Raw genomic sequence first — 16,183 nt, forward strand, 5'->3', positions numbered from 1 at the left:
CATGACTACTACCGCTACTGATCCGGTGAAGGCCCGCACGTACGGCAACTGGCGAAAGCCCCAGACTGCCGGCCTCGGCGGCCTCGGTCAGGTCGCCACTCTCGTGATGTTCGTGGGCATCCTCTCCTCGATCGTCGCGTCCATGTTCGCCGGCCTCGGTCCCGCACTCCTCGTCGCCGGGATCTTCGGCGGCATCCTCCTGACCGTCTCGGTCAAGGACAAGCACGGGCAGTCAGCCCTGGGAAGGACAGTGGTCCGCGTGAACTGGTGGCGCACCAAGAGCAAGGGAGCGAACATCTACCGCTCCGGCCCGACCGGACGTGCGAAGTGGGGCACCTTCCAACTCCCGGGCCTGGCCGCACCCTCGCAGCTCACCGAGCACGAGGACTCCCACGGCCGACGATTCGCGCTGATCAGCACACCCATGACGAAGCACTTCACCGTGGTCCTCGCGACGGAGCCGGACGGCGCCGCGCTGGTGGATCAGGAGCAGATCAACAACCAGGTCGCGGAATACGGCATCTGGCTCGCCAACCTCGGAGACGAGCCCGGCATCGAGGCCGCCTCCGTCACCGTCGAGACGGCCCCCGACACCGGCACGCGCCTGCGCGGTGAGGTCGAAGGATCGATGGACCCGGACGCCCCGCTGTTCGCTCGAGCAATGCTCCAAGAGGTCGTGGAAACCTACCCGGTCGGGTCCGCGACCATCCGCGCCTACATCGCTTTGACGTTCACGGCGACGGCCCGCATCGGCGGGAAGCGCCGCAACGCGAAGGAGGTCGCCACCGACCTCTCCGCCCGCATCCCCGGGCTCACGTCCTCGCTCGCGGCGACCGGCGCTGGCGCTGCACGCCCCCTCAACGCGCAGGAGCTGTGCGAGGTCATCCGCACCGCCTACGACCCCGACGCGGCAGTCCTGATCGACCAGGCCCGCGCAGCGGGGGAAACGGCCGACCTGTCCTGGACCGACGTCGGCCCCGCCGCAGCCGAAGCGCACTGGGACTCCTACCGGCACGACGGTGCCGTGTCGACGTCGTGGACGATGACCGCCCCGCCTCGCGGCGTCGTTCAGGCCGGGATCCTCGCCCGTCTGCTCGCCCCGCACCGCGACATCGCCCGCAAGCGCGTCACCCTGCTCTACCGCCCCATCGACCCCGCCCGCGCCGCAGCGCTGGTGGAGGCGGACCTCAACGCCGCCCAGTTCAACTCCTCCGCGTCGACCAAGCCGACAGCCCGCTCGACGCTCTCGACGCGCTCGGCGCAGGCGACAGCCGCGGAGGAAGCCTCCGGCGCCGGGCTGATGAACTTCGGCCTGATCGTCACCGCGACGACGATGCAGCGCACGCAGGAGCCCGAAGCGCGCGCCGCGATCGACTCCCTCACCTCGGCCGCCCGACTGCGGATGCGGCCGGCGTTCGGGTCGCAGGACTCCGCCTTCGCCGCCGCACTCCCGCTCGGCCTGGTCCTCCCGCGACACCTGCGCATCCCCAACGAGGTCAGGGAAGCCCTGTGACGGACACCGCCACCACCAGGACGGCACTGGACACACGTCCGGTGCCGTCCCGGCTTAACCCTCAGCCCTCGCCCGTCTTCGCCGTCGTTTCGTCCCTTCTTGGAGGCCCCCAGTGAGCATCGCTACCAAGCTCTTCTCCCGCCACCGCGACGCCCCGCCCGTCGACGCGATCGCCGTCGAAGGCGACGAGCTGCCCACCGGCGCCGCTGACGTCGACCGGATCGACGACAACGGCGACATCGACGCGCTCGACACGACCGTCCCCACGGGAGCGATCGGTGCACCGTCGACGGACGCCGCGGAAGCGGCGACGACGGACAGCCGCGCAGTGTCCCACCGGACCCGGAAGGCGCAGGAGGACGCCGCCCTGGCCCGCGCTGCGGCCTCGCCGCTCGCCCGCGACAAGCCCTCGAAGCGGTCGCGGAAGAAGCGGGCGATCCCGCACCAGGGCGGGAAGCAGAAGATCGAGAAGGAGCCGGCCCCCAAGCGCCCGATGCGGCCGACGCCGACGGGATGGCTGGGCCGCGGCGGCGGGCAGGCCGTCTCGATCCAGCCCGCCGATGAGTTCCGTGCAACGACCGTGCAGGTGTGCGGGCTGTACCCGTTCTCGGTCGGCACCGGAACACCGATGATCGGCGTGCCGCTGGGGAAGAACCTCGCCACCGGCGCGTCAGTCCTCTGCGATCCGATTTCGTGGTTCCAGAGGGCGCAGCTCATCTCCAACCCGTCGATGTTCGTCCTTGGCAAGCCGGGCCTGGGGAAGTCCTCGCTCACCCGCCGCATGGCGACCGGGCTCGCCGGATACGGCACCCTCCCGCTGGTCCTCGGGGACTTGAAGCCCGACTACGTGGACCTCATCCGGGCGATGGACGGGCAGGTCATCACCCTCGGCCGCGGCCGTGGCTACCTCAACATCCTCGACCCCGGCGAGGCGACCACCGCCGCAGCGCGCCTGCGCGCCGACGCGGACTCAGCGCTCGAGCGCGCCGTCGAGCTCGACGCTCACGGCGAGAACTCGACAGAGGAGCGCAAGCACGCCGTGAAATCCCAACGCCTCGCATCTCAAGTGCTCGCGGACGCTCACGGCCGCCGGCACACCATGATCGCCGCGCTTCTGACGATCCTCCGCTCCGAGCCGCCGACCGACCGGGAAGAGACGATCATCGACCGGGCGCTGAAGTACCTGGACGAAACCCACGACGGCATCCCCGTCCTCGCGGACCTCCTCGCCGTCATCCAGGCAGCACCCGACGAGATCCGCCAGGTCGCCCTCGACCGCGGCGACCTCACCCGCTACAAGGCGATCACCGAGAACCTCGAAGCGTCCCTCATCGGCCTCACCACCGGCGGTCGGCTGGGAGAGATCTTCTCCCGCCAGACCACCACCCCGATGCGGCGCGACCGGCCCGTGGTCTACGACGTGTCCTCCATCGATGACTCCGAAGGTGACCTGCAAGCCAGCATCCTCCTCGCCTGCTGGTCCGCCGGATTCGGAACCGTCAACGTCGCCTCCGCTCTTGCAGAAGCCGGGCTGGAGCCGCGTCGGCACTACTTCGTGATCCTCGATGAGCTGTGGCGGGCGCTGCGCGCGGGCAAGGGCATGGTCGATCGCGTCGACGCGCTCACCCGCCTCAACCGCGCCCGCGGCGTCGGCCTGGCGATGATCAGCCACACCATGTCCGACCTCCTCGCGCTCGCATCACAGGAGGACCAGATGAAGGCCAAGGGCTTCGTGGAACGCTCCGGCATGGTCATCTGCGGCGGCCTCCCCGGCGCTGAGATGCCCCTGCTCACGTCGGCCGTCCCGTTGTCGAACGCGGAACAGTCGATGCTCACGAGCTGGCAGGACCCGCCCGCCTGGGACCCGGTCTCCGGACACGAATCGGAGCCTCCCGGGCGCGGCCGGTTCCTGATCAAGGTGGGCGGCCGCCCCGGCATCCCGATCCGGGTGCAGCTCACCGCCGCCGAGCTCGACGTCAACGACACCAACAAGCTCTGGCACACCACCTCCCGCGCCGGACGCGCGAACGAGCCCCTGGCGACCGATCCGGTCGTGGTGGAGATCCTGCCGTGAGCGTCCTCGTCGCCCTCGGCGCGAGCTGCGTGGCGGCCGGCGCGGCCGGTGCCGCGATCGTCAGCGTGATCGCCGCCCGCAGTCAGGGGGCGGCGGAGCGCGATCGGTTCCTGCTCACGGGCTGCTGGACCGGGATCGCCCTGATGGCGGGCTTCGTCGCCTGGGACCAGTGGGACCGGGTGATCGTATGAGCTGCACATCGACGGTCGTCTACGACGGATACCTCTGGGGCTGCTCGATGACGACGACGCTCCCGCACTCACACCACATGACGGACCTTCCGGTCGAGTACGCCGACAACGGCCAGGCCGTCCTCACCTGGGGCTCGAGCTGCGAGGCCGCGACAGCCGATGCGACGCCGCGCTACGACGGGCCGATCTACGAACGGTGCGAGCCGCGCCGGTTCCTGCCGGCGCCCGTTTCGCTGCTCGAGCTGGCGACGTCGTGATCGGCGCCCGCGCCCGCGCCGCCCTGCTTCGGGGTCTGCTCGGCCAGGCCGGCGCCGTCGCCGGGCTCCTGGCCGTCGCGGGCTTCGTGGCCTCCGCAGCAACGGTCTCGTTCACCACGACGGTGCAGCGCGTGATCCCCGCGCCGCCGACTCTCACTACGACCGCACAGATTGAAGGAGTTGCACCATGACCGCGACGATGAACAACCGCCGACGCGAGCCCGGGAAAGCTGGCAACGAGACGCTGATCCTCGTGTCGGCGGTCGCGGCGATTATCGCAATCGTCGGCTTCGCGGTGTCGATGAAGATCGGCTCCGACATGGACGGCGTGAACACCGGGATCACGGCGGATCCGTTCTCGATGATCGAGGGCCTGCGGAAAGGCATCTACTCGTGGCCCGCATCAGGGACGATGATCGCCGCGGTCTTCGGTGGCGTCCTCGTCCTGATCGGGGTGTGGGTGCTGTGGATGCGCGCGATGGGAGCGAAGGGCCGCACGAACGTCGATCACGCCGCCCGCTACATGGCGCCGGTCCGGGATCTCGCGTCGATGCAGGAGAAGGCTGCGTTGAAGAAGTCGCAGCGCCTGGGCATCACCGGGAACCCGGGCGTTCCGATCGGGAAGATGCTGATGGGCGCGAAGACCGTCTACGCCTCGTTCGAGGACATGATGATCCTGATCGCCGGCCCGCGCGTGGGGAAGTCAACATCCCTCGTCATCCCCGCGATCACCGCCGCTCCCGGCGCGGTGGTCACGACATCGAACAAGCGCGACGTGCTCGACGCAACTCGCGACCCGCGCGCAGCCGTGGGTGCGGTGTGGGTGTTCGATCCGCAGCGCGTCGCGTTGGAGGAGCCCACCTGGTGGTGGAACCCGCTCTCCTACGTCACCGACGACACCAAGGCGGCGAAGATGGCGCAGCACTTCGCCTCCGGCACCACGGCGCCGGGCGCGAAGACGGATGCTTACTTCGACGGCAAGGGCCAGAACCTGCTGGCCGCATTCCTGCTCGCGGCCGCGGTCGGCAACAGGCCCGTCACCGACGTGTACGAGTGGCTGACCAACGTCTCCCGCACCCAGCCGGTCGAGTACCTGGAGCGCGCCGGCTACCGGCGGATCGCGGAGAGCGTCAGCGCCGTGCAGCAAGCCACCGAGAAGCAGCGCGACGGCATCTACTCCTCCGCCGAGCGGATGGCCGCATGCCTGAACAACTCCGGCATCGAACGGTGGGTGAACCCCGACCCGTCCCCGGTCACTCCGCGGCCGCAGTTCGACCCGCACGAGTTCGTGAAGGGCACCGGCACCCTTTACAGCCTCTCCAAGGAAGGCGCCGGCACCGCCGGCCCGCTCGTCACCGCGCTCACCGCCGCGACGATCGAGGCGGCTGAGGAGCTGGCCGCGCAATCACCCGGCGGCCGGCTGCAGACTCCGCTACTAGGACTGCTGGACGAAGCGGCGAACGTGTGCCGGTGGACCGACCTCCCCGACCTCTACAGCCACTTCGGCTCGAGGGGGATCCCGATCATGAGCGTGTTCCAGTCCTACAGCCAAGGCATCGCCGTGTTCGGGCAGGACGGGATGCGGAAGCTCTGGTCGGCGTCCAACGTGAAGGTCTACGCGGGCGGTGTCTCCGAGCCGGCGTTCCTGGGCGAGATGTCGGACCTGATCGGCACGTACGACCGCGAGACGACCTCCGTCAGCATGAACAAGGGAGTGCGCTCCACGTCCTCCGCGTTGAAGCGAGAGAAGATCCTCGAAGTGCAGGAGCTCGCCGACATGCCCCGCGGCCGCGCGGTGATGTTCTCATCCGGCAACCGCGCAGCGCTGCTGCGCACCGTGCCCTGGTACAGCGGCACGAAGGAGAGCGTCGCGGCGATCAAGGCCTCCATCGCCGCGCACGAGCCCGGCCGGAGGACGGCATAGCGATGGGCGTGTACGACTTCGGTACAGAGTCCGACGCGCAGGACGTCGACGAAGATGAAGCGCCCGAACCGGACGAGGAGGCGAGGGAGGATCCGACGCCGGAGCTGTTCTTCGGTTCCGCGGACGAGTTCATGCGCAAGCAGCTCCGGTACAAGTACCGCCGCGCGATCACCCGACCCGGACGCGGCAACTTCCGATGGCGCGCGTCCTGGTGGAAGAGCGAAGAAGCCATCAGCCGGATCGAATCACTCTGGCGGGCGTGGGAGAAAGCGCGCCAGGACCCCGCCGCGATGAGCGACTGGTGGCTGACGCACTGCGATCGCCAGATGGCCGTGTTGCTCTCCCCAGACGGGCCGTTCGCGGGCTCGGAGGATGAGAGCAAGCCGGGTGACCCGCTGCCTTACACAGCACCACCCGACGGCTACTTCCCACCCGATAAGCAATCGGACGCGCTCGTCTGAGCAGACAGGAACCTGGGCCCATTCCTCCCAATGCTCGAGCTGCCGCTCTCCCACGCGCTCTTGACCCTCGAGCTTGGCCAGGCCAACTCAGATGAGTGTGCGAGCTGCGGAGCTGAGGCGCTCGAAGGCGGCATCGACCAGCGCGCCGAGGTCGACGTTGTCCTCGATGGCCCAGCGTTCCCAGGCGACGTCGATTGCTGCGAGTGCAGCGTTCGCGAGGACCCGTGCGGTGAAGACGTCGGGGATGCGCTCAGCGAGGGCGTCTGCGAGCGCAACGGCACTTTCTGCTCGACGCTCCCGCAGCCGGGAAGTGAGCGCAGGCTCGCCCATGATCAAGCGGAGTCGAGCTCGGTACCCGTCTGGGTCGTCTGCGGCGACGACGATGACCGGTTCGATCGCGAGGCGCACCAGCTGCCAGCCGGACATTCGGGTGTCGGCGGGCAGAGCCCGTAGCGCCGCTGCGTGGTCAAGGCTGTTGCTCTCCACCGCGGCGATGACGACGTCCTCTTTGCTGCCGAAGTAGCGGAAGAAGGTCGCCCGCGACATCCCGGCCTCCCGCGCGGCGTCCTCGACCGTGACGGTGGAGTAGCCGCGCTGGAGGAACACCTCGAGTACCGCCGCGGCGAACTGCGCGCGCAGGAGGTCTCGCGCTCTATTTCTCACCCCTCCGGTCATAGTTCGAGCATAGGATGTGAGACGCGGTATCAGTGTAGATACTACGTATCATTCGGACCATTCGAGCCAGGAGAACCGATGACTGCAACCGCTGCTGAACCACTCGCCTCGCGGAGGAAGCTTCGCCCGAATCTCGTGATCGCCGTCCTCGCCTTCGCGGGGATGGGGGCGTCGTTCATGCAGACGATCCTGATCCCGATCCAGGCGCAGCTCCCCGAGCTGCTCGACGCGAGCCGCGATGACACGGCCTGGGTGATCACGGTCACGCTGCTGGTGTCGGCGATCTGCACGCCCGTCTCGGGGAAGCTCGGCGACATGTACGGCAAGCGCCGCGTCGCGATCGTGCTGCTCTCCCTCCTGATCGCGGGATCCGTGATCTGCGCGCTCTCGCCGACGGTCGTGCCGCTGATCATCGGCCGAGGCCTCCAGGGCACTGGCATGGGGGTGATCCCGCTGGGCATCTCGATCCTCCGCGACGTCCTGCCCAAGGAGCGACTGGGCTCGGCCATCGCTCTGGTCAGCGCGACTCTCGGCGTCGGTGGAGCCCTTGGCCTGCCGATCAGCGCCCTCGTCACCGAGAACTTCGACTGGCACGCCCTTTTCTGGGTCGCCGCCGCGATCGGCGCCGTCGCCCTCGCCCTCTTCGTCCTCGTCATCCCGGCGGGCGACTCGAACGCGCGGGGAAGGTTCGACTTCGGTGGCGCTGTCGGGCTCGCGATCGGCCTCGTCGGCCTGCTCCTCGCGGTATCCCGCGGCAACGAGTGGGGATGGACGAGCGCGCCGACGCTGATCAGCGCCGGAATCGGAGTCGTGGCCCTGCTGCTGTGGGGCTGGTACGAGCTGCGCCGCAGCAACCCGCTGGTCGACCTGCGGGTGAGCGCTCGCGGCCCCGTTCTGATGACGAACCTCGCGTCCGTCGCCATGGGATTCGCGCTGTTCTCCTCGAGCATCGTCTTCCCCCAGCTGCTGCAGCTCCCGGAGACCACGGGCGGCCTGGGCCTGCCCCTGCTCGAGGCGAGCCTGATCCTGATGCCCTCGGGCCTGGCGATGCTCGCGATGTCGCCCGTCGCAGGCCGGGTGGAGAAGCGGGTCGGCCCGAAGCCGCTGCTGGTGGCCGGGGCCGTCATCATCGCCCTCGCCTACCTCGCCGCCGTGGTGCTCGAGCCGACCATCTGGCTCGTGCTCGTGATCAACGTCGTGATCGGCATCGGGATCGGCCTGGGCTACGCGGCCATGCCGACGCTGATCATGCGCGCGGTCCCGATGAGCGAGAGCGGCGCGGCGAACGGGCTGAACACGCTGATGCGTGCCCTCGGCACGAGCATCGCCGCGGCCGTCGTCGCCGCCGTGCTCGCGAACTCGGCGGTCAGCGGTTCCGGAGGCTCGGTGCCCTCCGAGTCGGGTTTCACCCTCGCGCTCCTCTTCGGCCTCGCTGCTGCGATCCTCTGCGCTGCCCTCGCGGTGTCCATCCCGAAGCCTCGCATTCTCGCGGAGGAAGTGCCGGCCCTTCCTGGTGAAGTACTGCCAGCCCTCGAGCCGGCTCATCGGTGATTTCTACTGCAGACGCAGTAGCCGCACCGCCGTGCCTGGACGACGCCACCCGGACGGGGATCGGCGATTCTGAGACAGCGTCGCGCCCCTCGCGGGGAACGACGTTCCCGAGACGAAGGAGAACGACATGCTCACCTCGAAGAACACCCTGCAGGAATGGCTCGACGACACCGTCGGCGGCCCGCTCCTCCGGGAGATCCTCGCCCAGGGCGGCCAGTCGGCCGAGGACCTGCGCCCCGCGTCCGGCCTGAGCCTGCGAACGCTCGTCGAGCTCGGCGGCGGACGGTTCCCGCAGGAGCTGGTCGACACGCTCGTGAAGCAGGCCAACGGCGGCGTCATTCCCCTCGAGGAGACGCAGGAGGAGTCCGTCGGCGACGGCCGGTTCACCGGTCGGACGGTGATCGTCACCGGCGCCGGCTCGGGGATCGGCCGCGCCACCGCGCGCCGCATCCTCCGCGAGGGCGGCCGCGTGATCGCCGTCGACGTGGTGCCCAAGGGCATCGACGAGCTGGCCGCGTCGTCGCCCGAGGGCACAGTCGTCACCGTGACGGCGGACATCACCTCGACGGACGGGGTCGCCGAGATCCTCGCAGCGGCGGGGGAGCGGGTCGACGGCCTCGCGAACATCGCAGGGATCATGGATGGGATGACGCCCCTGCACGAGACCGAGGACGCCCTTTGGCGCCGAGTGTTCTCGGTGAACGTCGACGGCACGTTCGCGCTCAGCCGCGCAGTCCTGCCGTTGATGCTGGAGCAGGGCCGGGGCTCCGTGGTCAACATCGCGTCGGAGGCGTCACTGCGAGGTAACGCCGCCGGCACCGCGTACACCGCGTCCAAGCACGCGGTCGTCGGCATCACCAAGAGTGCCGCGTTCCTCTACGGACCCTCCGGCATCCGCACCAACGCCGTCGCGCCCGGTCCGACCGCTACGGCGATCGAGGGGAGCATGGCCTCCGACTTCGGTCGTGAGCGTCTCGCGCCGTTCTTCACCCTCATCCCGCCGGTGGTGTCAGCCGACACGATGGCGGCCTCGATCACGTGGCTGCTGAGCGACGATTCCGCGAACGTCAACGGCATCGTGCTCGCCTCCGACGGCGGCTGGTCGGTCCAGTAGCGGTCAGGGGCGCGGTCCGCGCAGCTCCCGGCTGATCGCCCGGAGCCCGGTCTCAAGAGCCTCGAGCTCCTCCTGGCTGAGGCGGGAGAGGACATCTTCGCCCAGCTCCGGCCGGGCGGCCATGAGCTCGCGGACCACCGCTCTACCGAGGTCCGTCGCGTGGATGCGGCGAACCCGATGATCCACCTGGTCTTCCGCACGGAGGACCAGACCGGCCGCCGCGAGGCGGTCGACGAGCTTCGACATCGACGGCATCGAGACGCCGAACGCCTGAGCGAGTCCGCCTCCGGTCGCGCCCTCCTCGGTCGTGACGACGACGGTGAGCGCCTTGAGCTGCTGAATCGTCAGGTCCGTCGTCATCAGTGGCTCGAGAACCCGCGGGATCGACCGCACGGTGATCGCAATGGACAGCGCCTCGATGCTCGACATCGTGCGTGCGCGGTCGTCATCGGTTCGCATTCGCTCACCGTAGATGTCAGCGGACACCCAGCACAAATACTTAGCTCAGCACTAACCTTTTCAGAGTAAGTGATCGATCCGGAGTCGTGTCGGCGCGTTCACGGAGAAGACGGGAGAACCCCGCTTCTGCGTGGATGTCCGGGAAGATCGCGGGCGTCGCGCCGCACGGCGCGACGAAAGCGAGAGACGATGACCGACAGCACCGACACCCTCGACCTCGAGGCCGCCCGCGAGAAGTACCGCCACGAGCGGGACCGCCGCCTCCGACGCGACGGCGCCGGCCAGTACACGCGCGCCGCCGGCGAGTTCGGGTACTACGCGAAGGACCCCTACACCGAGCGCCTCGAGCGTGAGCCGGTCGAGGGCCGCGTGGAGGTCCTCGTGATCGGCGCCGGCTTCGGTGGGCTCCTCACTGCTGCACGGCTGCGAGAGGCCGGAGTGGAGTCGATCAGGCTGATGGACGAGGCCGGCGACGTCGGCGGCACCTGGTACTGGAACCGCTACCCAGGGGTCCGCTGCGACATCGAGTCCTACGTCTACATGCCGCTGCTCGAAGAGGTCGGCACGATGCCGAGCGAGCGCTACGCGCCGGGGGAGGAGATCCGCCGACACTCCGTCGCGATCGCGGAGCACTACGGGCTCTACCGCGACGCGCTCTTCCAGACCCGTGCGACGTCACTCGATTGGGACGAGGAGTGCGACGAGTGGATCGTCGGCACCGATCGTGGTGACCGCTTCCGCGCTCGTTTCGTCGTCACCTCCTCGGGCACGATGACGCAGGCCAAGCTCCCGGGGATCCCCGGGATCGAGACCTTCCGCGGCCATACCTTCCACACCAGCCGCTGGGACTACGGCTACACCGGAGGCTCGGCCGACGGCGGCTTGACGGGGCTCGCCGACAAGCGCGTCGCGGTGGTCGGTACCGGAGCGACGGGACTTCAGGTCGTTCCGCACGTGGGCGCCGATGCTCGCGAGCTGGTCGTCTTCCAGCGGACTCCATCGACGGTAGATCTCCGCGACAACCGGCCGACCGACCCCGAGTGGGCGGCGTCCCTCCAGCCCGGCTGGCAGCGCGAGCGAATGGAGAACTTCCTCGCAGTCCTCGCCGGTGAGCCCGTCGCGGAGAGCCTCGTCCAGGACGGCTGGACCGCGACGACGGCCCTGCAGCGGCAGATCCTCACCGGCGCGGTCGACGAGAGCCTCTCGCTCGAGGAGCGCGAGCAGCGCGACGAGCTCGACGACCTGGCGACGATGAACCGCCTCCGCGCGCGCATCGACGAAGTCGTGGACGACCGCGCGACCGCCGAGGCCCTCAAGCCCTGGTACCGCTACATGTGCAAGCGGCCCGGCTTCAGCGACACCTACCTCCCGACCTTCAACCGGTCGAACGTGACCCTCGTCGACACCGCGGACGCGGGCGGCATCACCCGGGTGACCGAGACCTCCGTCTTCGTCGGGGACGCCGAGTACAAGGTCGACTGCCTCATCTTCGCCACCGGCTTCGAGGTCGGGATCTCCGGGGTCATGTCGGGCACTCTGCCCGTCACCGGTCGCGGCGGGCGCACTCTGCTGGAGGCGTGGACGCGAGGCCCGCGGACCCTGCACGGGTTCTCCTCGCACGGCTTCCCGAACCTCTTCCACCTCAGCGGCATCCAGAACGCGAACTCCGTCAACTTCGCGCACATCCTGCTCGAGCAGGCCGAGCACATCGCCGCCGTCATCGCCCGCGGTCGGGAGGTCGGCGCTCGGTACCTCGAGCCGTCGGCCGAGGCCGAGGAGGCGTGGGTGCGCACTGTGCACGAGACCGCCAGCGACACCCGGGCGTTCCAGGCCGGGTGCACGCCCGGCTACTACAACGGCGAGGGCACCCGCTCGATCGCCGGCGCCGCGTACAGCCCGGGACCGATCGCGTTCCACCGACTTCTGCGCGAGTGGCGCGAAGACGGCATGCGGGACGTACTCGTCGGCGCGACGGTCGGAGCCTCGCGATGAGGCGCGCGCTCGTCTCCCTGGCGGTGCCGTCCGTGCTGCTACTCACGGGGTGCACGGCGGCCGCAACCCCGGACGACACCGATGCGCCAATAGCAGCGGAACAGATCGCTGAACGCGTCATGCAGGTGACGGACGTCCATGAGGCAACCGGGATGACCCTCTTGGAGGGGCCGACCTTCGGCCCCGACGGGAGCCTGTATGTCGTTGACGTGGTGGCGCCGGCGGGGGAGGGCAAGGTTCTTCGCGTGGACGTCGAGGACGAGAGCGTCGAGACCGTCTATACCGATGACACGAGCGTGTTGACCTCCGCGCAGTTCGGCCCGGCGGACGGCCGCCTCTACGTGACCGACTTCGTCGGCGGCGCGGTGCGCAGCATGACCACCGATGGCACCGATGTCCGCGAAGTCTTCGCCGGCCCGGTCGACGGGGCGCCCATGCAACCCGATGACATCGCGTTCGGTCGCGACGGCGCTCTATACGTCACCGATGCGGCAGGTGCGACGGCGCCCTACTGGGAGGCGAGCGGTCGTGTCATCCACATCGATCCGGTGACAGCGCAGGCGACCGTGCTGGCCTCGGAGCTGCCCTCGCCGAACGGCATCGGCTTCTCACCCAAGTACGACGCACTCTGGGTGGGGCTGAACACCGGCAACCGCATCGATCGGCTAACACTGTCTCCTGGCGGGTTGGAGGTCGCTACTGCTCACCCCGCGATCTTTGCTTCCGCGGGCGTGGGCCAAGTCGATTCGATCGCGGTGGATTCGGACGGCAACCTCTACGTCGGGGTGCACAACCGTCCGGAGATCCTGATCTACAACGTCGACGGAGCCCTCGTGACCACGGTGGTGGTGCCGGCGGAGGAGACATCAGGCCTCAGCTCCGCGACCAACGTCGCTATCGCGCCCGGCACTACTGATGCCTACGCGTCGGTCAGCGGCTCCGATGGCGGCTTCGTCTACCGCTTCGACGCTCTTGCGGAGGGGATCCCTCAGTCGAACGGAGGCTGAGCAGAGAAAAGGCTCATGCAGACCACCGCCGTGCTCGGCCAGCTGGCGCCGGGGTGCATCGACACGTTTCGGTTCGCGAAGGGCTAGTCCGTGGTGGCGTCGGGCGGCCGGCGCATACCCCGAGTAGAAGAAGGGTGACGGACAGGGGTCCCTCGCGCGCTCCAACTCTCCGACCCTCAGCGCTCGGTCTGACGAAGGACTTCGAGCCGACCGGCCCCAATCCGGCTGAGGAGACCAAGGCTCTCAAGCAGCGCTCCACTGATGATCGAGGCCGACGAGATCGCGATCAGGACGTGCTGAAGCGCAGCACGACCAAACGAAAGAGACCGTGCAGGAGCAGCGGGCGACGTGCTGGTGAAGGTGCGAGTGACGAAAGGGCTGGACATGGACATCGTGGCCTCCTGGGCTGCGGGGCCGGGCGCTCCGCGATGCCTTCACCCTCTCGCGGTCCGGCGGCCCGGTCGTCGTTCCGGTAGACCGGTCGCTGTCGTCTCGCTGCAGTAGAGCACGCGGACGGCGATCGACAAGAGGACGGGACTACTTCGGATGTAGTAGAGGTGACGGTCTCAGGGGACGACTCCTGGGAGAGCACTCAGCGGGACTCTGGATGCAGGCGGCGCTTCCGCCATCCCTCCCCGTCCTCTCTTCTCCCAGGAGCCACTATGTCCACATTTCTCGCCCGCCTCGGGCGGTACAGCGCACGTCACCGGTTGGTGGTCGTCGGAGCCTGGATCGTGATCTTCGCGGCCCTGATCGGCACCCTGGTCATCGGTTCCCAGAATGGCGGGAGTGAGGCCGCCAAGACATCGGTCCCGAACTCGCCCGCCTCGCAAGCTCTCGACCGGATGAACGAGGAGTTCCCGGCCGCCGGCAACTCATCGGCCGCCGCGCTCCAGCTCGTCTTCCAGCCCGCCGACGGGAACGTCGCAGACCCGGCGACATCGGCCGAGATCACCGCTTTCCTCGCTGAGGCCCGAACGCTGCCCGGAGTCGTGTCGGTCACAGACCCGTTCGACCCCGCCCAGCCCTACGTCTCCGCCGATCAGACCCTCGCCGTCGCCACGCTGGCCTACCCCGATCTCTCGGAGGACGACCAGAAGACCGACTACGAGGCGGCGCTCGCCCTGCAGGAGAACGCGCCCGCAGAGCTCGGCGTCCAACTCGGCGGCAATCTCGTCCCGATCGGCGCCCCTGCGCCGGGTCTCGGCGAGCTCGTCGGCGTCGTCATCGCCTTCCTCGTTCTGATCCTGACCTTCGGCTCGCTCCTCGCGGCCGGCGTCAACCTGCTGATCGCGGTGTTCGGTGTCGGAGTCGGCCTCGTCGGCGTCCTCGCCTACGGTTCGCTCTTCCCGATCGGCGACAACGCGATCATCCTGGCCTCCATGCTGGGGCTGGCCGTCGGCATCGACTACACCCTCTTCATCCTTTCGAGGTTCCGGATCGAACTGAGAGCCGGCAAGAGCGTGGAGGACTCCGTCGCTCGCGCCACCGGCACCGCAGGCACCGCTGTGGTCTTCGCCGGTCTCACCGTCATCGTCGCCCTGGTGGCACTGCTGGTCGCGAACCTCAGCTTCGTCACCGAGATGGGCTTCGCCGCCGCTGCCGCCGTCCTGGTGGCCGTGTTGCTGGCACTGACCCTCCTTCCCGCGCTGATGCGCACGATGGGCCTGCGCGCCCTGTCGAAGAAGCAGCGCGCCGAGGTTCTCGCGGGGCATTTCATGGTCGAGGGCGGCGAGCAGAAGCGCGGTGTCATGCGCGGCTGGGGCAGCTTCGTTGTCAACCGCCCGGTCATCTCCGCTCTTGCCGGCATCATCATCCTGGTGATCGTGGCGTTGCCGATGTTCAGCATGAAGACCGCGTTCAACATCCCCGGCGGCTCCAGCCCCGACTCGACCGAGCGCACCGCTTACAACCTGATCGTCGACGAGTTCGGCGGCACCCAGAGCCCGCTCATCGTCCTCGCCGAGGGCGACAACATCGCCGCGAAGACCGACGGCGTTCAGTCCCGCCTCACCGAGCTCGATGGTGTCCTCCAGGTCGCTCCGGCCGAGATCTCGGCCGATGGCAGGATGGCGCGCTTTATCGTCATCCCCGACGGCAGCCCGATTGACCAGGAGACCAAGGACATCGTGCACACCCTGCGCGACGACGCGGACACTCTGGCCGGCGTCCATCTCGAGGTCACCGGCGAGACCGCGATCGGGATCGATCAGGATGCGGCGCTGATGAGCGCGCTCGTGAAGTACATCATCGTGATCGTCGTCATCTCGCTGCTGCTGCTGATCGTGATGTTCCGCTCGCTCGTCATCCCGCTCATCGCCACCCTCGGCTACCTGCTCTCGGTAGGCGCGTCGTTCGGCGCGAGCACCGCGGTGTTCCAGTGGGGCTGGCTCGACCCCTTCATTGCGGCTCCCCAGGGGGACCCCATGCTGAGCCTGCTGCCGCTGTTGCTGGTCGGCGTGCTCTTCGGTCTCGCAATGGACTACCAGGTGTTCCTGGTCTCGCGGATCAAAGAGATGCACGACAAGGGCATGGCACCCAAGGAGGCGATCCGCGAGGGCTTCGCCCGCTCCGGTCCTGTCCTCGTCGCGGCCGCGACGATCATGACCGTCGTGTTCGGAGGATTCGCCACCGGCGAGTTCGCGATCGGCGCCTCGATCGCCTTCGGCCTGATGGTCGGAGTCATGGCGGACGCCTTCATCGTCCGCCTGGTGCTCATGCCGGCCCTGCTGAGCCTGCTCGGCACGTCGGCCTGGTGGCTGCCGAAGTGGCTCGACAAGATCGTTCCCCACGTCGACACCGAAGGCCACGCTCTCGACGCGGAGCCCACCGCGAAAGAGCGCGAGCTCACGAACGCCTGACCCGCTCGATCCGAGGGGCCCGTCACCGAGAAGGTGACGGGCCCCTTCGTGCTTCGGTGAGAGAACCCCGGACCGCCGAGGGAGCTTGCTCTCGGAGGTCCGGA

Annotated in this window: 13 protein-coding genes; 11 read left to right on the top strand and 2 right to left on the bottom strand. The window is 68.7% G+C overall.

Annotation, left to right across the window (positions count from 1 at the left end):
- Position 1: 1 nt before the first annotated feature.
- From EDF45_RS18895 to EDF45_RS18925, 6 genes are all read left to right on the top strand, one after another.
- Positions 2-1,513, top strand: coding sequence for an SCO6880 family protein (locus EDF45_RS18895; protein ID WP_185020277.1), 1,512 nt, complete (start codon positions 2-4; stop codon positions 1,511-1,513).
- 112 nt (positions 1,514-1,625) lie between these two features.
- Positions 1,626-3,587, top strand: a complete 1,962-nt coding sequence (locus EDF45_RS18900; RefSeq protein ID WP_397460064.1) for an ATP/GTP-binding protein — start codon at positions 1,626-1,628, stop codon at positions 3,585-3,587.
- Positions 3,584-3,778, top strand: coding sequence for a hypothetical protein (locus tag EDF45_RS18905; protein ID WP_123737454.1), 195 nt, complete (start codon positions 3,584-3,586; stop codon positions 3,776-3,778). Before EDF45_RS18900 ends, EDF45_RS18905 begins: the two co-directional genes overlap by 4 nt.
- A gap of 77 nt (positions 3,779-3,855) precedes the next feature.
- Positions 3,856-4,035, top strand: coding sequence for a hypothetical protein (locus tag EDF45_RS18910; protein WP_148060330.1), 180 nt, complete (start codon positions 3,856-3,858; stop codon positions 4,033-4,035).
- Positions 4,036-4,222: 187 nt separating this feature from the next.
- A complete protein-coding gene (locus tag EDF45_RS18920) occupies positions 4,223-5,959 on the top strand; it encodes a type IV secretory system conjugative DNA transfer family protein (RefSeq protein WP_123737451.1) in 1,737 nt (578 codons plus the stop codon).
- A gap of 2 nt (positions 5,960-5,961) precedes the next feature.
- On the top strand, positions 5,962-6,420 hold the full coding sequence (locus tag EDF45_RS18925; protein ID WP_123737450.1) for a DUF4913 domain-containing protein: 459 nt from the start codon (positions 5,962-5,964) through the stop codon (positions 6,418-6,420).
- 87 nt (positions 6,421-6,507) lie between these two features.
- Here the strand turns inward: EDF45_RS18925 and EDF45_RS18930 are convergent, their stop codons facing one another.
- Complete coding sequence (locus EDF45_RS18930; RefSeq protein WP_123737449.1) at positions 6,508-7,095, bottom strand: TetR family transcriptional regulator; 588 nt, start codon at positions 7,093-7,095, stop codon at positions 6,508-6,510.
- A gap of 78 nt (positions 7,096-7,173) precedes the next feature.
- On the opposite strand from EDF45_RS18930, the gene EDF45_RS18935 reads away from it, so the two are divergent.
- Positions 7,174-8,646: an MFS transporter gene (locus EDF45_RS18935; RefSeq protein ID WP_123737448.1), complete on the top strand. Its 1,473-nt coding sequence runs from the start codon at positions 7,174-7,176 to the stop codon at positions 8,644-8,646.
- A 127-nt stretch (positions 8,647-8,773) separates the two neighbouring features.
- A complete protein-coding gene (locus tag EDF45_RS18940) occupies positions 8,774-9,760 on the top strand; it encodes an SDR family NAD(P)-dependent oxidoreductase (RefSeq protein WP_123737447.1) in 987 nt (328 codons plus the stop codon).
- A gap of 3 nt (positions 9,761-9,763) precedes the next feature.
- On the opposite strand, the gene EDF45_RS18945 is transcribed toward EDF45_RS18940, so the two are convergent.
- A complete protein-coding gene (locus tag EDF45_RS18945) occupies positions 9,764-10,219 on the bottom strand; it encodes a MarR family winged helix-turn-helix transcriptional regulator (RefSeq protein WP_148060329.1) in 456 nt (151 codons plus the stop codon).
- A gap of 189 nt (positions 10,220-10,408) precedes the next feature.
- Between EDF45_RS18945 and EDF45_RS18950 the strand changes: the two genes are divergently transcribed.
- From EDF45_RS18950 to EDF45_RS18965, 3 genes are all read left to right on the top strand, one after another.
- Positions 10,409-12,211: an NAD(P)/FAD-dependent oxidoreductase gene (locus EDF45_RS18950; RefSeq protein ID WP_123737445.1), complete on the top strand. Its 1,803-nt coding sequence runs from the start codon at positions 10,409-10,411 to the stop codon at positions 12,209-12,211.
- Complete coding sequence (locus EDF45_RS18955; RefSeq protein WP_123737444.1) at positions 12,208-13,218, top strand: SMP-30/gluconolactonase/LRE family protein; 1,011 nt, start codon at positions 12,208-12,210, stop codon at positions 13,216-13,218. Before EDF45_RS18950 ends, EDF45_RS18955 begins: the two co-directional genes overlap by 4 nt.
- Before the next feature lie 662 nt (positions 13,219-13,880).
- The gene (locus tag EDF45_RS18965; protein WP_123737442.1) at positions 13,881-16,079 is read left to right on the top strand and encodes an MMPL family transporter; all 2,199 of its coding nucleotides are present in this window, start codon (positions 13,881-13,883) and stop codon (positions 16,077-16,079) included.
- Positions 16,080-16,183 lie beyond the last annotated feature (104 nt).

The sequence above is a fragment of the Rathayibacter sp. PhB186 genome (assembly GCF_003751825.1).
Taxonomy (GTDB): Bacteria; Actinomycetota; Actinomycetes; order Actinomycetales; family Microbacteriaceae; genus Rathayibacter; species Rathayibacter festucae.